Annotated in this window: 11 protein-coding genes; all 11 read left to right on the forward strand. The window is 63.4% G+C overall.

What is annotated here, in order from left to right:
• The first annotated feature begins 16 nt into the window (after positions 1 to 16).
• The 11 genes from YY7_RS0103395 (at position 17) to YY7_RS50605 (ending at position 21,663) form a co-directional block, all read left to right on the forward strand.
• Positions 17 to 985 (forward strand): ABC transporter permease, encoded by a 969-nt coding sequence (locus tag YY7_RS0103395; protein WP_028161991.1) that lies wholly within the window; start codon positions 17 to 19, stop codon positions 983 to 985.
• A 4-nt stretch (positions 986 to 989) separates the two neighbouring features.
• Positions 990 to 1,835, forward strand: coding sequence for an ABC transporter permease (locus YY7_RS0103400; protein ID WP_080663558.1), 846 nt, complete (start codon positions 990 to 992; stop codon positions 1,833 to 1,835).
• A gap of 1 nt (position 1,836) precedes the next feature.
• The gene (locus tag YY7_RS0103405; RefSeq protein ID WP_028161993.1) at positions 1,837 to 2,853 is read left to right on the forward strand and encodes an ABC transporter ATP-binding protein; all 1,017 of its coding nucleotides are present in this window, start codon (positions 1,837 to 1,839) and stop codon (positions 2,851 to 2,853) included.
• Complete coding sequence (locus YY7_RS0103410) at positions 2,831 to 3,820, forward strand: ABC transporter ATP-binding protein (protein ID WP_028161994.1); 990 nt, start codon at positions 2,831 to 2,833, stop codon at positions 3,818 to 3,820. The genes YY7_RS0103405 and YY7_RS0103410 overlap by 23 nt, the downstream gene beginning before the upstream one ends.
• Before the next feature lie 26 nt (positions 3,821 to 3,846).
• Positions 3,847 to 5,358, forward strand: coding sequence for a class I adenylate-forming enzyme family protein (locus YY7_RS0103415; protein ID WP_028161995.1), 1,512 nt, complete (start codon positions 3,847 to 3,849; stop codon positions 5,356 to 5,358).
• On the forward strand, positions 5,355 to 6,116 hold the full coding sequence (locus tag YY7_RS0103420) for an SDR family NAD(P)-dependent oxidoreductase (protein ID WP_155255016.1): 762 nt from the start codon (positions 5,355 to 5,357) through the stop codon (positions 6,114 to 6,116). Before YY7_RS0103415 ends, YY7_RS0103420 begins: the two co-directional genes overlap by 4 nt.
• Positions 6,117 to 6,368: 252 nt before the next feature.
• Positions 6,369 to 6,833, forward strand: coding sequence for an Lrp/AsnC family transcriptional regulator (locus YY7_RS0103425; RefSeq protein WP_028161997.1), 465 nt, complete (start codon positions 6,369 to 6,371; stop codon positions 6,831 to 6,833).
• 323 nt (positions 6,834 to 7,156) lie between these two features.
• Positions 7,157 to 7,807, forward strand: coding sequence for an STN domain-containing protein (locus YY7_RS50600; protein WP_051396486.1), 651 nt, complete (start codon positions 7,157 to 7,159; stop codon positions 7,805 to 7,807).
• A gap of 11 nt (positions 7,808 to 7,818) precedes the next feature.
• Entirely contained in the window at positions 7,819 to 8,319 is a 501-nt protein-coding gene (locus YY7_RS0103435; RefSeq protein ID WP_245287178.1) for an RNA polymerase sigma factor, read from the forward strand.
• Between the two features lie 100 nt (positions 8,320 to 8,419).
• Positions 8,420 to 9,418, forward strand: a complete 999-nt coding sequence (locus YY7_RS0103440; RefSeq protein ID WP_028161999.1) for a FecR family protein — start codon at positions 8,420 to 8,422, stop codon at positions 9,416 to 9,418.
• A 164-nt stretch (positions 9,419 to 9,582) separates the two neighbouring features.
• Entirely contained in the window at positions 9,583 to 21,663 is a 12,081-nt protein-coding gene (locus tag YY7_RS50605) for a filamentous haemagglutinin family protein (RefSeq protein ID WP_155255017.1), read from the forward strand.
• Positions 21,664 to 21,665: the final 2 nt, after the last annotated feature.

The raw sequence follows: 21,665 nt of genomic DNA on the forward strand, positions 1-21,665 counted from the left end.
ATAAGGGAGCATCGACTTGAACCGCATCGTGCTTCGCCGATTGGCTCAGGTAATCCCGCTAGTCCTGGCGGTGATCGTGCTCAACTTTGTGCTGATCCATCTCGCGCCGGGCAGCCTGTTCGACGTCATGACTGCCGAGCAGCAGATCTCCGATCCGGCGATGCTGGATCAGCTCCGTCACACCTACGGCGTCGACCAACCGACCTGGGTACAGCTCGCCAAGTATATCTGGTCGGTGATGCGGCTCGATCTCGGCTTCTCCTACCGGCAGAACGCGCCGGTACTCAACGTGATCATGGACCAGTTGCCGGCGACCGTGATCCTGATGCTGGCGGCGACTTCCGTTGCACTGCTGGTGGGGGTCACGGCGGGCGTGCTGGCGTCCGTCAGAGTCAACACGATCTGGGACAATTTGATCTCGCTTGCTGCCGTGTTCTTCTTCGCCGCGCCCAGCTTCTGGCTCGGCATCATGATGACGGTGCTGTTCGCGGTCAAACTCGGCTGGTTTCCGGTCGGAGGGATCCGGACGATCGGAGCCGGCAACGGCCCGTTCGCCGATGCGCTCGATGTCATGCACCACCTAGTGCTCCCAGCGACGGCGCTCGGGTTGTTCTATGCCGCAACCTATGCGCGGGTGATGCGGGCCTCGATGCTGGAGGTGTTCCGGCTCGACTTCGTCCGCACCGCGCGCGCCAAGGGGCTCTCGCCGGCACGCGTTGTGCTCGCGCATGTCATGCGCAACGCGTTGCTTCCGATCGTGACGCTGCTCGGCCTGCAACTCGGCACCATTCTGGGCGGCTCGGTCGTGATCGAGGCTGTGTTCAGTTGGCCTGGCATCGGCAGCCTGCTGTTCGACAGCGTGATGAGCCGGAATTTTCCGATGGTGCTTGGCGTACTCGTGCTTGGCTCGCTGCTCGTGGCCGTCGCCAACGCAACCGTTGACTTGCTCTATCTGCGGCTCGACCCGCGCATCCGGGCGAGGTAGGCGGATGCTTAATCTCGCGATCGATTTCGCCCGCCGTTTCGCGCGCAACCGCGCCGCGCTGATCGGTCTTCTGCTGGTCATTGTCGTGGTCGGCGTCGCCCTGGCGGCGCCCTGGTTGTTTCCGCGCAATCCCTTGCGCATCGTCGGCCGTCCCGAGATCTGGCCCTTTGTCAATTCGCGCTACCCGTTGGGCACGGACTCGCTTGGCCGGGACATCGCGGCGATGATCGCCTACGGCGCGCGCACGACGTTGTTGATCGGGCTATGCGCGAGCCTGACGGCGACTCTGATCGGCATCACGATTGGCGCCACCGCCGCTTATTTCGGTGGCTGGATCGACGAAATGCTGATGCGTTTCACCGAGCTGTTTCAGACCATTCCGAATTTGATTTTCGTGCTGACCATCGTCTCGATCCTCGGCCAGAAGATTGAGTATGTCACGGTCGCTGTCGGCATCGTCACATGGACTCCAATTGCGCGACTGACGCGGGCGGAATTCATGGCGCTACGCGATCGCGAGTTCGTGCAGGCCTGCCGCGCCATGGGCATGGGAAACTTGCGCATCATGCTTGGCGAGATCCTGCCGAATGCGCTGCCGCCGGTGATCGTGCTGTCTTCGCTCGTGATAGCCGGCGCCGTGCTGTTCGAATCCGCAGTGTCGTTCCTCGGGCTCGGCGATCCCAACGTCTCAAGCTGGGGGCGGCTGATCGGCGATGGCCGGACCCTGATCCGCACCTCCTGGTACATCTGCGCCGTGCCGGGCCTTGCGATCATGATCACGGTGCTGGCGCTCAACCTGGTTGGCGATGGTCTCAACGATGCGCTTAATCCGAAACTCAGGGATCGTTGACATGGCGGCTGGCAACGGTCCGATTCTCGAGATCGATCGGCTGCAGGTGTCGCTGTTCACGCGCCGCGGCGTGCTGCCGGCGGTGGACGGGCTGTCGCTGACGGTGGCTGCGAGTGAGACGGTGGCGATTGTCGGGGAATCCGGCTGCGGCAAATCGCTGACGGCGCTCGCAGTCATGCAGCTGTTGCCACATCCGCCGGCGAAGATCGTCGGCGGCAGCGTGCGTTTCATGGGCCGCGAGCTGACGTCCTTGTCCGATCGCGAGATGCGACGGGTTCGCGGCAAGGACATCTCGATGATCTTTCAGGATCCGATGACCTCGCTCAATCCGGTCACCACCGTCGGCGACCAGTTGATCGAGGCGATCCGGTGGCACAATGACGTCTCGCGCGCAGAGGCGCATGCCCGCGCCGTCGAATTGCTGCGGCAGGTGCGCATCCCCGATGCGGAGCGACGGCTGAACGATTTTCCGCATCAGATGTCCGGCGGAATGAGCCAGCGCGTCATGATCGCAATGGCGATCGCCTGCGGGCCGAAGCTTTTGATCGCCGATGAGCCGACCACAGCGCTCGACGTGACGATCCAGGCGCAAATACTTGCCTTGCTCAAGGAACTGCAAGCGAGTTCGGGCATGGGCCTGATCATCATCACGCACGACCTCGGCGTCGTGGCCGAGACCGCCGACCGTGTTGTGGTGATGTATGCCGGCCGGAAGGTCGAGGAGGCGCCGGTAGAGGCGCTATTCGAACGGCCGCTGCATCGCTACACCCGCGGCTTGCTTGGTGCCACGCCTTCGGCGACGCGCCGGGGCGGCACGCGGCTTGCGGAGATCGGGGGCAGCGTGCCGCCGCTGTCGGATCTGCCGGCCGGCTGCGCCTTCCAGAACCGCTGTCCCGACGCATTCGATCGTTGCGGTGCGGAGAGGCCCGGCCTGATGCCGCTATTGCCGGGGCGCACCGCCGCGTGTTTCGCCGCCGAAGAGGAGCTGTCGCGACATGCCGCTGTTGTCCGTACTTAGCCTTTGCGTTCAGTACCAGACCGCGCAGGGCACTGTGCGCGCAGTCGACGACGTCAGCTTTGAGCTCGAAGACGGAGAAACCGTCGGCTTGGTCGGCGAATCCGGTTGCGGCAAGTCGACGCTTGGCAAGGCAATCATGCGGCTGGTGCCGAGCTCCGACGGCCGCGTCGTGCTTGACGGGCAGGACATCACGAGCATGCCGAACGCGCAGCTCAAATCCGTGCGCAAGAACATGCAGATGATCTTTCAGGATCCGTATGGCTCGCTCAACCCGCGCCACGACGTCGGCACCATCATCGGCCAGCCGCTCAGCGTCGCCGGCTGGTCGCGCCGTGACATCCGCGATCGTGTTGCCGAGCTGATCAAGCAGGTCGGCCTGCCGGCGGACGCCGAGCGCCGCTATCCGCACGAGTTCTCCGGCGGCCAGCGGCAGCGTGTGGGCATCGCGCGTGCGCTTGCGCTGCGGCCGAAAGTCATCATCTGCGACGAGCCAGTATCGGCGCTGGACGTCTCCGTCCGCGCGCAGGTGATCAATCTGCTGCAGGACCTGCAGCAGCAGACCGGCGTGTCCTTTCTCTTTATCTCCCACGACCTCTCGGTGGTCGAGCATATCTCCGATCGCCTGATCGTGATGTATCTCGGTCGTATCGTCGAAAGCGGCAGCGGTGAAGAGATCTGGCGGCAGCCGGCGCATCCTTACACTCTTGCCCTGCTGGCTGCGGCGCCGATCGCCGATCCACGATTGGCGCGCGGCCGCGCCAAGCAGGTCTTGCAGGGCGAATTGCCAAGCCCGCTCAATCCACCCCAAGGCTGCAGCTTCCATGAGCGCTGCCCGATGGCGCGCGAGCGCTGCGGCAAAGAGCGGCCGCTGCTGCGGAAGGTGTCCGGCGGCCGAATGGTGGCCTGCCATTACGACTTGCTTGAGCAGCCCGCCGAACTGCCGCGGGCAGTGAATGCGGCCAGTTAGCTGATACGAAGGACGGAGTTCTGCCGATGCGTTGGCACAATTTGGGCGACCTGATCGATCGCAGGGGCAATCTGGACAAGGAAGCGATCATCGATCTCGCTTTGCCCGGTGGCCCGAGAATCTATACCCACCGGCGCGTCGATCAGCTCGCCAACGGGGTCGCAAAGTACCTGACAAACCGCGGATTTTCCCGCGGCACTCATATCGCCATCCTGTCATTCAATCGCGCCGAATATGTCGCGGCCTATTTTGGCATCATGCGCGCGGGCTGTATCGCGGTGCCCGTCAATATCAAGGTCGCGCGCGACACCATCGACTATGTGATTGATGATGCCAAGATCGCGCTCGCCTTTGTCGACGCTGCGAACCGCCCTCAGGTTCGCGAGGGCATTCCGGTGATTGACTTCGACGACGCCGGCCCGAACGGTTTTGCCGCAAGCATTAAGCCCTTCGAGTCCTTCGACAGTGTCGTGGCCGGACCGGACGAAGTGGGCCAGATGCTCTACACCTCCGGCTCGACCGGCCGGCCGAAAGGCGTGCCGTTGTCGCATCTCGGTCAGCTCTGGGCGCTTTCCACCCGAACCAGCGGAGCGCTCAACGAAAATGAACGCTACATCATCGCGCAGCCGCTGTTCCACATGAATGGGTTGTTCGCGACCAAGACGATCTTTGCGACCAATGCATCCGTGGTGCTGCTGCCATCGTTCGAGACCAGGAGCTATATCGAGGCGATCGCCAAATACAAGGCAACGGCGGCGACGGCCGTCCCCACCATGTGGGCGCGGGTGATCAAGGAGCGCGAGTTGCTGGCTCAGAACGACATCACATCGATCAGGCGATTGATGCTTGGCTCGGCGCCGATGACGATGGGTCTGTGGGACAAGATCAAGCAGGTCCTGCCGAACGTCACGCTTTCCATCGGCTACGGCACCACCGAAGCCGGGCCGGCAGTGTTTGGACCGCATCCGAAGGGCATTCCAACGCCGCCGCTCGCGCTCGGCTATCCCATCGATCCCGAGGCAGTCAAGCTCATCAATGGTACCGAGAATGAGGGTGTGCTGTTGATGCGCAATCCTGCGCTGATGGATCACTATCACAACCTGCCGCAGCAGACGGCGAAGGCGATCACCGACGGCTGGTATTACAGCGGCGACGTGATGCGTCGCGACGAGAACGGCTTCTACTATTTCGTCGGCCGTGCCGACGACATGTTCGTCTGCTCGGGCGAGAACGTCTATCCCGGCGAGGTCGAGAAGTTGCTGGAGCGTCATCCGCAGGTGCAGCAGGCTGTGGTGGTGCCGCTGCCGGACGAGGAGCGCAGCCAGGTCCCGGTCGCCTTCATCGTCACCCGCGCCGACGCCAAGCCGACCGTGGACGATATCCGGAAATTCACGATTGCCAATGGACCGGCCTATCAACATCCGCGCCGCATCGAATTCGTCAATGAATTGCCCTGGGCCGGCACCAACAAGATCGACCGCAAATCGCTGATTGATCGCGCCCGCCAGCTCGAGGCGGCGAAAGGCTGGTCGGTGTGAGCGCGCTGGCAGGCAAGATTGCATTGGTCACCGGCGCGAGCCGCGGCATCGGGCAGGCGATCGCACTCAGGCTCGCCGGGGACGGTGCGATCGTTGCGGTTCATTATCACTCTGCCGAGGGTGCCGCGCGCGCTACCGTCGACGAGATCATCGCTGCCGGTGGGGCTGCGTTTGCATTGCAGGCGGACCTATCGGCGCGAAGCGGTGCTGCGGCGCTCACCGCAAGGTTCACTGCGGAACTAACCGAGCGATACGGCAAGACAGCGTTCGATATCCTCGTCAACAATGCCGGTGTCGGCAAGCGTGCGACGATCGAGGAGATCACGGAAGAAGATTTTGAGCTTCTGTTGCAGACCAACCTCAAATCGCCGTTCTTTCTCATCAAGGCTCTGCTGCCCCACTTGCGCGATGGTGGCCGCATCATCAACATTTCGTCGATGGGAACGCGCGCCGCTTATCCCGCCATGGCGGGCTATGCGCCGACAAAAGCGGGCCTGGAGGCGTTGAGCCGCCTGCTCGCTGTTCATCTCGGCGGGCGGCAAATCACGGTGAACTCCGTGATGCCGGGCGCCACTGCGACCGACATGAACGCGAATGCGCGCGACCCCGTCGCCAGCCGCGAAGTTGCCAATTCGATTGCGCTTGGGCGCGTCGGCCAGCCGGCCGATATCGCCAAAGTCGTCGCGTTCCTGGCGTCCGACGATTCTGGCTGGGTCACTGGCCAACAGATCGACGCCAGCGGCGGCCAGCGGCTGTAAGCCGCAGTGCCGCCGGAACAGGCAAGGATTGGCCGCTTTAGCCGTCCGATGCCTCGCCTGGCGGGCTTTTCATCAGCAGATTTCCCAAGAGGGGGGCCGCGCTTGCGGCGGGGACGCTACACGCTGCCGCGAGATTGTACAGCGTCTGATGAAAGTTCATGCTAGCCGCAGCGCGTGCGTGACAATAATATTCTTCAAACAAGGTTCATCGCAACCAAAACATTCTTTTTCCTCCTGGATTCGGAGGTTTGCATGCTCGACGACTTCGACCGCAAGATCTTGGCGACGCTGCAGGTGAATAGCAGCCTCTCGATGCAGGAGATTGCCGAGCGGGTCGGGTTGAGTTCGACGCCCTGCTGGCGGCGGATCCAGAAGCTTGAGAGCTCCGGCTACATCAAACGCCGGGTGGCGCTGTTGGACGCGGAAAAGCTGAACCTTGGCGTCAGCGTCTTCATCGCCGTCAAGACCAACCAGCACAATGCGGAATGGGCGCAGAAATTCCGGAAAATCGTCACGAGCTTTCCGGAGGTCGTGGATTTCTATCGCTTGAGCGGCGACGTCGACTATTTGATCCGAGCCGTCGTGTCCGACATTCGCGCCTATGACGATCTCTACCAGCGATTGATCGCAAAGATTGACCTGCACGACGTCTCATCGATGTTCACGATGGAGCAGATCAAGTCGACCACCGAATTGCCACTCGCGAGTCTCGCGTGAGCGACTGAGGCGGGCACCCGCGTGTCTGGGCTGGATCGTCGACACAGCCTAGGGGCTATGGCTGTCGTCAAACCGTAATATTACGTCACTAGCGTCCGCCGCGCGTTGGCTTGGGATGTGCGCTGACGCGCAATTTGGACCGTCGGCGGGCAGGTCGTAGCGCTGGGAAGCTGGAACGGCTGTCCTGATCTGCGTGGGCGGGGACAGTGGTGATGCTTCGATCGGCCCTAGCCGAACTCAGACCGGATCGCGCCAAGCGTGTTGTCGTTACGGGGGCCAATAGGCGACTGGCAGCTTGGGCATGCGCATTGGCCGTCGCGGGCATGGCTGCGGGTATCGACGTGGCCGCGGCTCAGACCAGGCCAGCGAATGCGCCGATCGAATTCAATATCCCCTCGCAACCACTCGCCGCCGCGCTCAATCGCTATGTCGATGCGACCGGACGCGACGCCCTCTACGACACGAGCCTTGCGGCCGGGCGCCTCTCCGGCGATGTCCAGGGCGTGTTTGCACCGGACGAGGCGCTCCGAAAGCTCTTGTCTGGCACAGGTTTGGCTGCCGAGTTCGTGGCCGAGACGACTTTCGTGCTGTTGCCGGAGCCACTCGCCACTCAGCAGGCGGCGCAGCAAACACGATCGCCAGAACATCGGCGTTACTATGGACAGATTCAGGCGAGCATTGCGGATGCTCTTTGCCGATCGGGCGGCGCGCGTCCGGGCAGCTATCGCTTCGCCACTGTGTTCTGGATCGCGCCAGACGGCACCGTCCAGAGATCCCAACGTATCGGGTCCACCGGCAAGCCTGACGCTGATGACCGGATTGATGCGACCTTGCGCAGCGTGCGCTTCGACGAGCCACCGCCGGCGGGCTTTCTGCAGCCGGTCTTGATCTTGATTGTGCCGCAAGGACCCGGTGTGGCGCAGGGGTGCGGCAAGGCCGATTCCAACCTCCGATCGGCTGGGACCCGGCCATGACCGAGACCGCCTTGACGATCATCCGCCGGCTGTTTGTCGATCGCTATGACGACCTCAAGGCGCGCTTGACTCAACGCCTCGGCTCGGCCGATCTCGCCGGCGATGCGATGCAGGATACATGGTTGCGCCTGTCGCGCGCGGAATCGATTGGCGCCGTACAAAGCCCGCGCAGCTATCTCTTCCGGATCGCGCTGAACGTGGCAGAGGATCGCCGCCGGATGGAGCGGCGTCAACGCATATCGGCGATCGAGATCGAAAGCCTGCTTGAGCTGCCCGATCATGCGCCGACGCCTGAGCAAACCATGTTGGCGCGGTCTGACCTGGAGGCGTTCGAGGCGATCGTCAACGAGCTCCCCGAGCGGCGCCGGGTGATCTTTCTGGCGGCCCGGCTCGGCAATGTTCCCCGCCAGGAAATCGCCGATCGGCTCAGCATCTCCCGGCAGCTCGTTGCGAAAGAACTCCGGTTGGCACTCGAACATTGCCTGGCGCGCTATAAGGAATTGAAGGGTTGAGCGTGCACTTTCGGTCGCCGAGAATCGTCTTAGAGGTAAGAATTCCTGCGATCGTCGCTTGCTGTCTCACGGAGGCAGCGGCGAAAGGCACAACATTGAGATGAACAAGGCACACCCTGGTTTGGACCCGGTGGAGCGGGAAGCGGTCGACTGGCTGCAGAAGCTCACATCCAGAGAGATGACGCCGAAGGACATGGCGGCGCTGGAACTCTGGCGCGCGCGCAGTCCTCTGCATGAAGCCGCCTTTTTGGACGCGAAGCGCCTGTGGCATACGGCTGGTGTCGCCGGCCATGCTCTGTCGGGTCCGGATGAAAGCTTCCTAGCCAGGCTCGATGCGCTGGGACGGCGCCGCAGGATGAACCGCCGCGCGGTATTGAGCGCCGGCGTCGCGGCACTTGCCGCGGCGTCGGTCTACGGCGTGCTCAACCCGCCGTTCGGATTTTGGCCGTCATTGTCCGAACTCAATTCGGATTACCGCACGGGCACCGGCGAGCAACGCCATGTCACATTCGCCGGCGACGTGACGATCGGCCTGAACACGCAGACGAGCCTGGCCGTCCGTCCTGCGGAAGGAATCGAAGATCGCATCGAGTTGATCTCCGGCGAAGCATCGTTTGCAACATCGATGCGCCCGGCGCGATCGCTCGTGGTCCTGGCGGCGCACGGCAGGACGATCGCCGAATCCGGCCGGTTCGATGTCCGCTACACCGCAAGCGGCGAGCGGTCCCCGGTCAGCGTGACCTGTTTCGACGGCGCGGTGCGGATCGAACGTGGAGCCGACGTTGTGGCCCTGCGACCCGGCCAGCGCGTGCGCTATGATCTTGCGGGACTGAGCGAGATTGCCGCAGTCGATCCGCAGCTAGCCTCGGAGTGGCAGCGCGGCATCGTCGAATTCCGCGGCACGCCGCTCGTCGAAGCCGTGGAAGAAATCAATCGATATCGACCCGGCCGCATCATCTTGATGAACGCGGCCTTGGGCCAGAAACAGCTCAGCGGTCGCTTTCGTATCGATCAGATGAATGAGGCGCTGCTGGGATTGGGGCGCGCGTTCGGCGCAAAACTGCAGCGGTTGCCGGGTGGAATCGTGCTGCTGAGCTGATTCGGACGGGACGGGTAAAAAATTTCTCAAAAAAATCTTCCGAAAGCGTAGTCAACGGCCACTCGGGATTCGGTCTTAGCGGTGAGACCTCTCTTGACCCCCGAGGCGGCGGCGACTTCCGGCTGCAGCGTCAGGGGCGTACCGTCGTCTGAAGGAGCCGCCCGATGTCCGCCCGTTCACCCTCGACCGCTAACGGTCCCATGCGCCGCCATGCCCGTCACGCGGCGCTGCGAACCGGCGTCAGCGTGGTGGCGCTGTTCCTGGCCAATACTGCAGTGGTGGCACGTCCATTAGGCGGACAGGCACCGACACCATCGGCGGCGGCGATGGCTGCATCGCAGTCGGCGGCGCAGGACGCGGCGACGGTCGCCAAGCAAAGCCAGGATGGGATGGCGCGGGCCACGCGCGCCATCCAGGCGATGCAGGCGGTGCAGGACGCGGCGCGCAGCGCAGCGCAGGCCGCGCAGCGCTCCGCGACGCTGCCGCAGGTCGCTGTGCCGAATGGGCTGGCGCCGGGCGGCCTGCAGGCGGCGGCTGGATGGCAGGGCGCCAATGCGCCGACGCAGGCCGTCGATGCCAGCGGCCAGACCCAGGTCGGCATCCAGCAGACCCGGGCGCAGGCAATCCTGAATTGGAATTCGTTCAACGTCGGCGCGCGCACCACGCTCATCTTCGACCAGCAGGGCAACGCCAGTTGGGTGGCGCTCAACCGCGTGGTCGGCAGCACATCGCCGAGCCAGATCCTCGGCAACATCAAGGCCGACGGGTCGGTCTATGTGATCAACCAGAACGGCATCATCTTCGGCGGTGCGAGCCAGATCAATGTCGGGTCGCTGATCGCCTCGACCGCCAATATCACCGACACCCAGTTCCTCAATAGCGGCATCTACTCGCGGCAGGAAAGTGGCCAATACGTGCCCAGCTTCACCGATGCTGGTGGGGCCGTGAAGGTCGAGGCCGGCGCGCTGATCTCGACCCGCGCGCCGTCGTCGGCGAAGCAGGGCGGCGGCTTCGTCCTCTTGATGGGCACCGAGGTCAGCAACGCCGGCGCGATCAGCGCGCCGCGCGGTCAGGTGCAGCTTGCGGCCGGCAACGATTTCCTGCTGCGGCCAGGCTACGGCACCGACGCCAACCAGGCCTCGACCACGCGCGGCAACGAGATTTCGCCGATCGTCCGCGATGCGCTTGCGGTCGTTGGCAATTCCGGCCTGATCTTCGCGCAGCAAGGCGATATCACATTCGCGGGTCGCAGCATCGGCCAGGACGGCGTGCTGGTTGCCACTACCTCGGTCAACACCCGCGGCACCATCCACCTCCTGAACGCCGCCTCCGACGCCGCCGGCAGCGTCACGCTCGGCAGCGGCAGCCTGACCGCCATCCTGCCCGAGCTCGGCAGCGCCGAGACCGCGCTCGACAGCCAGCGCAACCAGTTGATCGCCGATTCCAACGCCTTCACCCACGTTCCGACCGCCAACGCCCAGTTCAACAATCTCTCGCTGCTCGCCGATCGGCTCGACCAAGGCCGCGTCGAAATCGTCAGTGGCAGCAACGTGGTCTTCAAGGGTGGCTCTATCACGCAGGCGCAAGGTGGCCAGGTTGCCGTCTCCGCCGCTCGCCGCGTTTTCGCCGAGAATGGCGCGGTGATCGATGTCTCGGGCGTGCGCGGCGTGCTGCTGCCGATGTCGGCCAACAACATCATGGTCAACGTGCAAGGCAATGAGCTGCGCGATTCACCGGTCAATCGCGATCAGGATTATCTGAAGAACGCAGATGTCTGGATCGACGCGCGCAATCTGGTGCTGGTGCCGGCTGGCACAGGCGGCTATGCGACCGACCGCTATTATACGCCGGGCGGTCTGCTCGAGGTCTCGGGCTATCTCGCCAATACCGCCCATCGCATCGGGGAATGGACCGCGCTCGGCGGCACCATCACGCTGGCGGCGCCGGAGGTGGTCGCGCGGAAGGGGGCAGTGTTCGACGTCTCCGGCGGCTCGGTCAGCTACGAGGGCGGCTATATCAGGACCACCAACTTCCTCGGGGCGGACGGCCGAACCTACAATATCAATAATGCGCGCGCCGATATGCAGTTCATGGCGCTCGGCGGCGGCTATGTGCGCAAGCACTATGTCGAGGGCAAGGTTTACGATCCGCTGACCGAGATCTGGACGTCCCCGTTCGGCAAGGGCAGCGTCTCCACCCGCTGGGAAGATGGTTACACCGTCGGCCGCGACGCCGGCTCCCTTATCCTGTCGACGCCGACGTCGATTTTCGAAGCCACCATCCTCGCCGACATCGTGAAGGGTGAGCGCCAGACCGGGAACCGGCCTTCCGGCACCGCCGACGGCTACAAGCTGCCCCAGGACGTCGCGCCGCTCGAGGGCAGGCTTGCGCTGGGCAGCTACTCGGGTATCGGTCTCACCGATGCATCCGCTGCGCGGGTCGTCTTTGGCCGTGTGTCTGATATCACTGAGGCGCTGAACGACAAATCGGCGTTGCCCGACAGCCGCATCGGCACCGCGTTGTTTGACGCGGACGCGATCAATGCCGCCAAGCTGGGCGGTCTCAACTTTGCGAGCAGCAAGGAAATCGTTGTCGAGGCGCCGCTTGAACTTGCGCCCGGCGCGGAGGTGACCTTCGCGGCGCCGCATGTCGATATCGGCGCAGACGTCACGGCTCATGGCGGCAGTATTACGCTGACCAATCTCATGCATGCCGTGCTCGGCCAGGGGCAGAACGCGAAATGGTGGGCGCTCAACGACGCGAACGGCAATTCGCAGGTCACGATCGGCGAAAGGGTTGCCATTGATCTCAGCGGATTGTGGACCAATGAACAGCGCGACACGCCAGCGGATTCATCACGTCTCGCGCATCTTGATGGCGGAAATTTCACCGTCTCGACCACAGGCGGCATCACGCTTTCGAAGGGTTCGCTCATTGACGTGTCGTCAGGCGGCGCGATCCTGGTGGATGGCAAAACCAAAGGCGGCAAGGGCGGCAATGTCAGCCTCGTCGCCAATGATTATGCGCATCTGGCCTCGACGCAGTTCTTCACCAATCCGCTCATCCTTGAGGGCGCTATCCGCGCGTATGGTTTTGGCGGCAGCGGCACGCTGACATTGGATGCGGGCCAGGCGATCGCGATCGGCAAGGCCGTGGCCGATGCGCTGGTGCTCGACCCCGAGCTGTTCCGGTCCGGCTTCTCCGCGTACAAGATCTCCAGCAACACTGGCATGGAGATCGGCGAGGGAACGCGCCTTGACGTCGAGGTGCCGGTCTATCGCTTCACGGACAAGAGCTATGACGCGGCGACGGGAAGCCCTGTCGCGGATGCCGCGGAGCTGTGGACGCCGCCGAGCTTCATCATCAACCCCGTCGCGCATAGCGTCACGCAGCGCGCCGGCGCCGATGTGACGCTCTGGAGCCTGCATGATTTCACGCTGGCGAAAGGCGCCTCGATCAATGTCGATGCGGGGCACTGCGTCTCGATCTTCGCCAATCGCCAGACCGTCATCGACGGCGCGATCACGGCTCCCGCCGGCAATATCCTGATCACGAGCCTGCAGGACGCGCCCGGCGACACCAGGTACAATTCCGGCTATGGCGAATTCGCCCTGACGCGGTCGATCTGGATCGGCAACGCCGCGGTGCTGGATGTCTCCGCACGTGGCGCGGTGGGACGCGATGAGCGCGGCGTCTCCTACGCAGCCGTGCCGGACGGTGGCACGATCCGCATCGGTGGCACGGGCGCGGTCGACAACGCGGGCGTGCCCGTCGTCAGCGATGCGTTTGTGATCCTTCGTCCCGGCGCCTTGATCGATGCATCGGGCACCTCCGCGCTGGTCGATGTCTCCACCGGCAACGGCTATGTCTCGACGCCTGCCGCCAGCAATGGCGGGACGATCTCGCTCTATTCCGCCTTCGGCATCACGCTCGACGGTACCTTGCGAGCAGCTAGCGGCGGCAGCGGCGCCTCCGGCGGAACGCTGAATCTGACGATGGCTGAACGAGGTTATACGTTGGGGCAACCCAACGCGAATTCGCCCTATGCCATCGGCGAACTGACGGAAGACTTCCAGAGATCGCGCGATATCACCCTCGTGCAGTATGCGGGTCGCAGTGGCCTCAGCGCCGATCTCAAGCCGGGTGAGGACGATCCGACATTGCAATTCGGGCGCACCGTGATCGGTGTCGACCAGATAGAGCAGGGTGGGTTTGGATCGCTTTCGCTCTCGACTCGCGATCTCTTTGTTTTTGGCGGCAATATCGAGCTTCAGCTTTCGCGCAGCATCCGCTTGTCAGGCGGTGTGATAACGGCGCCCCCCGATCAATCCAGTGCCAGCATTCGCCTTGCGGCGCCTTACGTCCGCCTGGATGGGTTCAACTACAGTGGGACAAAGCCCGCAGCGGGTGACAATGCCAGAGGCTATTATCCCGGCATCAATGTGCCGAGCGGCTTCCTTCTTGCTGCTCCTCAATTGATCGCGAAGGACAGTCATTTTACCATCTCCGCCGATCTCATCGATCTCTACGGGGATATTCATTTCGGCGCGGCGGCCAAGCAAGGTTATGGCTCAGGACTGATCCGAGATGCCGTCGCCTATGGTTTTGACCAGGTGACGTTGCAAAGCCGCGGTGATCTTCGGGTCGGCGATGCCACAATCCGTGCTGACCAAAACGAACAGGTTGGCGGCCTCAATGCCTATAATCTCACGCTGATCGCAGACCAGATTTATCCTCTGAGCGGCGCGGTCGCCATTATCAGGGCTGGCCAGCGGGCCGGATTGGACAATGGCGGCTATGCCCCAGATACCCGTCTTACCATCCGCCGCAATGACGATCAGACACCGGCGGTCCCGCCTTCGGTGTTCGGCGGTGTCGCCTTTTTCGCCGCCAATATCGACCAGGGCGGCGTTCTTCGCGCACCGTTGGGCCATATCTGGTTCAATAATTATGATGATACCGCGGCCAATGACGTGCCGCCTGACGCACGTATCACGTTCCGCAGCGGCAGCATCACCTCCGCAAGCGCAGCCGGCTTGATCATGCCTTTTGGCGGCACCTCGGACGGGATCACCTATCAAGGCGCGGACGGCACACTGCGCAATCTGGCGGGCGCGTCTTACGATGACCATCACGGCTACAAGATCGCGAGCGGTATTTCGATCGATGCCGCGTCGGTCGTGGGTGAGGTTGGAGCCGTGCTCGATCTCAGCGGCGGCGGCACGCTCACCGGCGCGGGCTTCATCTCCGGCCGAGGCGGCTCGGTCGATGTGTTGAAGACAGCGCTCGTCAATGCCAATCCGGTCAACAGCTACAGCGCCGCCGGCAACAAGGTCTATGCGATCGTGCCCGGTTACGCCGCTGAATATGCGCCGGCGATCGCGACCAACGGCGCCGGCGATCCGGCGATCGGTCAGCAGATCACTCTTCCCTCGGGTGTGTCGGGACTAGCTGCGGGCACCTATACGCTGCTGCCCTCGAGCTATGCGCTGCTGCCCGGCGGTTATCGCGTCGAGCTTGGCTCGACGGGAACCACCACGTTTGCGCCCGTGACCATCGGCAATGCCTCCGTCGTCACATCGGGCTATCTCGGCGTCGCCAACACTGGAATTAAGGACGCGTTGCCGACCAGGGTGATCTTCAGCTCCGGCCAGAGCACGCGCCGCTACTCGCAATATAACGAGACGAGCTATGCCGATTTCGAGCGCGCGCGGGCGGCCCAGTTCGGCGGTCTCCGGCATCGTCTGCCAGAGGACGGCAAGGTGCTTGAGATCAGTCTCCTGCCGCAGTCGGATAATACGAGGTCGCTGTCCTTCGCCGGCACCGCGCTGTTCGATGGCGCCAAGGGCGGTATCGACGGGACGCTGATCGTCATGCCGTCGGCCACCTCATTGGGGCCTGCCGTGCTCGACATCACGGCGCCAGGGGCCGTGTCCATAGCCGGGCATACGTCCATCTCGAGCGACGACGTCAATGCCTTCAAAGCATCGACGCTCTTGCTGGGCGGCACGAGCCTGTACTTCGAGGAAGACAACCCCGGGGCCGGCGCCAACGTTTATTTCGACGGAGGCACGACCGCGGCCGTCAACCTGCTCGATGGCGCCATCATCCGCGCGGGCCAGGTCTTCCTGGTCGGCAAGGCCGTCAACATGGCGGGCGGCGCGACCATCGATACGCGCGGATTGCGCAGCAACGCCGTCGATTCCACGCTCGGTTATGTCTATGCCAACATAAGCCCGTATCTGTACGCGGATCCCAATTTCAGTCCGGCCGTGCTCGCGGTCGCCAATGGCTGGTTCCAATTCCTGAATGCCGTTGGCCCCGGCAAGATCGACATCGCGAGCGGTGCGTCGCTGCTCACTGACGGCAGTGTGGTGCTGGCCGGGCCGGGCGGGCTCACCATGGGCGACGTCAATTTCGGCGCACGTTATCTCAACGTCACACAGGAGCAGGTCAATGTCGGCACGGAGGCTGCGCTCGCCGCGGCGCAGGCCGCGGGCCAGCTTCCCTCGGGTTGGAACCTCACCCAGAGCGTGCTCGACAAACTCCTGCGGCCGTCAACGACCGCCGGTGTCCCCGCGCTTGAGCAACTCATTCTCACGGCAAACCGCGCGTTCAATCTGGTCGGCAGCGCCGCGCTCGACACCACGCGGCAGGAGGGGGCCGGGGATCCGCTCAAGCTCGTTCTCAATACGCCTGCCATTTATGGTCTTGGCTCCGCAAGCGACACGGCGAGCATCAAGGCCGATGTGCTGATCTGGAACGGAATCCGCACCGGCACTGCTGCTCCGTATGGCAGCCAGGCGCCGGCGAGCGTCATGCCCGGCGGTCCTGGCACGGGATTGGGGCATCTCGCCATCACGGCGAACGAGGTTCTGTTCGGCTACGACGCTGCACAGAGCAAGCCGACCGATGGCGCAACGCTGAACCGTCTCGCGCTCGGCTTCTCGGATGTGGCGCTGACGGCGTTGAGGCGCGTCACGGCGAACAGCGATGGCACGTTCAAAGTGGGCTTAAGCCAGGACAGCCAGGGCGCACTGCAGGGCGGGAATCTCACCGTCGCGACCCCGCTGATCACGGCGAGCAATGGGGCAAAGCTCGATGTTACCGCAGGTGGCGCTTTGCGTCTGGTCGCGCCAGCTGGGATCGCGCCCGCGGATACGCGTGGCGTGACGGATCTCGGCGGGACGGTCTCCTTTGGCGGCGACAGCGTCTTTGTCGATACCGCATTCGCCTTGCCTTCCGGCAAGCTGACCTTCAACGCCGCGCATGACGTCGTGCTCGGCGGCAACGCGGTGATCGACCTGTCAGGCCGTGCTATCTCCTTCTTCGATGTCACGAAATATAGCTGGGGCGGTGATCTCGTTCTGAATAGCACGAGCGGCGATATCATCCAGGGCGCCGGCTCGGTGATCGATGTCTCGGCGGTGAACAACGCCGCGGGCTCGATCACGGCCAAGGCCATCGACGCTGCACATGGGCACGTCTCGTTCGGCGGCACGATCAGGGGGGCGTCGACGGGTGATTTCGAGAGCGGCCAGTTCACGGTGGCGGCGCAGGATTTTGGCGATTTCGCCGCATTGAACGCGAAGCTCAATGACGCCGGCTTCTTCAGCGCGCGTAGCTTCGATTTGCGTCAGGGCAGTCTTGTCATCGGCAACGGCGTCAAGGCGCGCTATGTGACGGTCTCCGTCGATCAAGGCAGCCTCACGGTCGACGGCAGGATCGATGCGAGCGGGACGAAGCCCGGCACCATCCGCCTGTCGGCGCGTGACGATCTGACCTTGACGCGGAACGCCGTGCTCGATGTGCATCACTCCGTGCTGCAGACCGACAGCTATGGTGCGCCGATCGAGGCCAACAACACCGCGCATGTCGAGGTCACGAGCAAGCAAGGCAGCATGACGCTAAGGCCAGGCGCAACCATCGATATGTCCTCGCCGGACAGCGTAGCGCGCGGTAAGCTGGAGCTCAATGCGCCGCGGCGCGGTGACACCAATGACGACGGTATCGGCGCCAATGACATCGCCGTCGACGCGCGCGGCCCGCTCGATATCCGCGGAACCAGCAGCATCGCGATGAACGGCTTCCGCACCTATCAACTTCCGGGCGGTAGCGTCATCGATCAGGCCTACCTCGATGGTCTGCATGCCGACAGTGAGGCATTCATCAACGCGGCACTCCAGAATGGCGACTTGCATAATCGCCTTGCCGGGCTTGCGGCCTATGGCTCCGCCTTCCATCTGCGGCCGGGCGTTGCCATCACGTCAGATGGAGACCTCTCGACCAACGGCGATCTCGATTTCTCCGGTTATCGCTATGGACCAAAGGTCGATCCGGCCGCGCCAGGCTCCGGCGAACCGGGCGTGCTCGTCGTCCGTGCCGCCGGCGATTTCAAGATCAACGGAAGCATCAACGACGGCTTCGCACCGCCGCCGAAATCGCCCGACGCGCTGACGGTGCTGATCCCGGCAGGTACCATGCTTGGATCAAATTACACGGTCACAATGGATGACGTCATAATCGGCAACGGATCGACCATTCCGAGCAACGGCACAATCAACCTGGAACTGAATCTCGTCGACGGAAGGATCGTGCAGAGCCCGAACGCCGCAAATCCACTTCCCGTCGCGATGACCTTGTCGGAGCCCTTCACTATAAAAGGGCCCAATGTTCAGACCAGGAAGCTGAATGGCGGGCGCATCATCACGCCGGAAAAGACCTACAACCCGGGTGATACGCTTCTGGTCAACACAGTATTTCCGATCGGCACCGTGTTCGAAAAAGGCCTCTATTTTACCGGGCAGGTCTTCATCAACTCAGCCATCAATCTGGTGCTTCAGCCTGTGACGTTGCCGGCGGGGTCCAGCCTTACCCTGTTCGGGGGTTACACGTTCGATGCCGATACGCCGCTTCCCAAGGGCGCGGTGCTGCCGGCCGGCATGACGAACGTGAAGCTGACCGGGCCGGGCGATCGCAAGGTGTGGGCGATCGCACCCATGCTCGCACCGGGGACGCAATCCTGGTCGATGCGGCTTGTGGGCGGTGCTGATCTTGCAAGCGCCGACAGTCGGGGGCTGAAGACGGCAGACAGTCTCGCTGGTTCAGGCAATGTGGTGTTGAACGATCCCTTCCAGGTCACGCTCGTTGGGAGCACGTCGACCTCTGGCGTCAGCGTGGTGCGCACCGGCACCGGGGATCTCGAGCTTCTCGCCGGCGGCAATTACGAGCAAAAATCACCGTTCGGGGTCTATACCGCCGGCACTGCGATCAAGGAGACCGGGACCGCGGCCAACGATCCTTACAACGCCAGCCGGGGCACATTGTCCGATGGCACGGTGCTGGGCTCAACAAACGCCGCGTATGAAGCGACGCTTGGCTCGCAGCGGATGTATTACACCGAGCATGGCGGGGATTTCCTGCTAGCCGCGCAAGGTGACGTGAAGGGCACGCTGACGCCGCGCGCGGACGAGGTTGGAAGCTGGCTGTGGCGCCAGGGTGGTTCGGAGATCGGCCAGCGCACGGCATGGGGCATCAATTTCGGCAGCTATACGTTTGATCAGATCAACACCAATAACGCCGCTGCTTTGAATCTGTCCGCTTTCTCCGGCCTCGGTACGCTCGGTGGCGGCAATGTCACGCTGCAAGCGGGCGGCACGCTCGGCGGCGACGTAGGTCGCGGCGTGGTCATCGCCGTCGGTGGCAGCGGCCGCGTGATGGGCGATGGCAGCATGGTCCAGACGGGCGGCGGCACGCTGTCGGTGAAAGCGGGTGATATCAGCACCGGTGGCAATCAATTCGTCAACCTGCGCGGGACCATGGATGTCGCGACGGGAGATTTCGGTAGTCTCACCGCGACAAACATTCGTAACGATAGCGGGACGGACCCGCGGCCGATCAATCCGCTGACGCCTTATTCGATGACCACGCTCTATGGCGGAGATTTCGCGCCGGGCGACAGCGTGATCAATCTTCGCGCGCGCGGCGATCTGGCCGTGGGAACCATCCTCGATCCGGGCCGCGTCGGCCTCACGGCCTGGACGGACGCGAATAACGGTCAAACGAACGGTGACGGCGCGAGCTGGTTCACGCTCTGGACGGGGCAAACCGCCGTGAACATGTTTGCCGCGGGGGGCTCGCTCCAGCCGGGCAGCGGCGCAACCTATTCCCGATACCTGCCCCCGATCGTGCGGGCGATCGCCGCGAACGGCAATATCTATAACCCGGGCGGAGGGCTGATGTTGCCGTCACCGAGTGGCGAACTCGAGGTGCTGGCGCAAGGATCGATCTTCGGCGACGGTAAGGAGATGGGTCCCTTGATGACTCCGACAACGGCGTTGGCGACGCCGTTCAAGCCGGCCTGGGTGATCCTGAATGATGGGCTTAACATCACGGCCTCCAACTATTTCGGCGATTACGCGAATGCGGCTGACCAAGTCGGTGGAGGAATTGTCGTCTATTCCTACACGAGTGGTGGGCACCCCTTCGCCTTCGATTCAAGCACAGCGAAGGATAAAGCCCCGCTGGACCAAGGCTATCCGTCTCAACGCAAGCCGTCACACATCTATGCGGTGAATGGCGACATCACGGGCATCAGATATGGCCGGATCGTCGACCAGAGCTGGACCGCCCCCGATCAGAGCATCGTTGCAAACACCTATTATCAGGCTGCAAGGCCGCTGCGGATGCTCGCAGGCGGAGATATCGTCAATACGATGGGTCTGATCCTGCACACCGATCAGAACGACGTGTCCACCATCGCGGTCGGCGGCAACATCATCTATGCGGGCGCTCCCTCGTCCACCAACGGGTGGCGCGGAGGCTTGGCGATTGCCGGCCCCGGCACGCTCGAAATCACAGCCGCCAAGGACATCTATCAAGGGTCAATCGCGACGGTCGAAAGCATCGGACCGTTGCTCGCGGGCGACAACCGGCCCGGCGCCGGTGTCGTCATGCAGGCCGGCGTGGGTGCGGGTGAGATTGGTGTTGGGCAAGTCGACTGGACCGGCTTTGCGAAGCTCTATCTCGATCCAAAAAATCTCGTGGGCGAGGGGAAACTCGCCGACCAGCCCGGCAAAGTCGCCAAGACCTATGAGGCCGAGCTCTACGATTGGCTGAAGGCACGCTTCGGCTATAGCGGGGCCAAGGCCGATGCGCTCGGTTACTTCTTCACCTTGTCGGCAGCGCAGCAGCGCATCTTCCTGCGGCAGGTCTATTACGCCGAACTGACCGCAGGCGGGCGCGAATACAACGAAGATGGCGGCCCACGTGCCGGCTCTTATTTGCGCGGGCGCCAGGCGATTGCAACGTTGTTGCCGAACGATGCCGCCTATGGTGGGGATATCACGATGTTCTCGGCGGCGGTCGCGGCCGGCGCGGGTAAGACGACCGTTCAAAGCGGTTATGTGCACACCGATTTCGGCGGCGACATCCAGTTCGTGGTGCCGAACGGGGAGGTCACGCTCGGGACCGAGGGGCTGTCGCCGGGTGCCGATGCCGGCCTTATCACGCAAGGGGCAGGCGACATCCAGATCTATTCGAAGGGCAGCGTGCTGCTCGGCCTGTCGCGCATCATGACCACGTTCGGCGGCAATATCATCGTCTGGTCGGCGGAAGGCGACATCAACGCCGGCCGCGGCGCCAAAACCACGGTGATCTACACGCCGCCCAAACGCGCCTACGACAGATACGGCAATGTCACCGTGTCACCGGTCGTGCCGTCCAGCGGCGCCGGCATCGCGACGCTGAGACAGATCGCGGAGGTGCCGCCCGGGACGGTCGATCTGGTCGCGCCGCTCGGCACCGTCGATGCAGGCGAGGCGGGGATCCGCGCATCGAGCTTCGTCAACATCGCAGCCTTGCATATCGTCAACGCCGCCAACATCCAGGCGCAAGGCGGCGTCGTTGGCGTGCCGCAGGTCCAGGCACCCAACATCGGCGGCCTGACCGAAGCATCGAACACGGCGGGCGCCGCAGCCCAGCAAGCCACCGTGCCGCAGGCGCGCGCCGGCGAGCAACCCTCCATCATCATCGTCGAGTTCCTCGGCTTCGGTGGAGGAAGTGAGGAAGATCGCCCCAATAGCGAACGACAGCGGAACCGTGGCAGACAAAGCAACAATTATGACCCGAACAACATGGTCCGCGTTCTTGGCAACGGCACATTTTCCGCGGAGGACACCAAGCAGTTGACGGCGTTGGAGCGCGATACGCTCACCCGCCAGGTCGTCGCGCCAAGCTCTCCATAATT

It is taken from the genome of Bradyrhizobium elkanii WSM2783, from assembly GCF_000472865.1.
In the GTDB taxonomy this organism is placed as follows: Bacteria; Pseudomonadota; Alphaproteobacteria; order Rhizobiales; family Xanthobacteraceae; genus Bradyrhizobium; species Bradyrhizobium elkanii_A.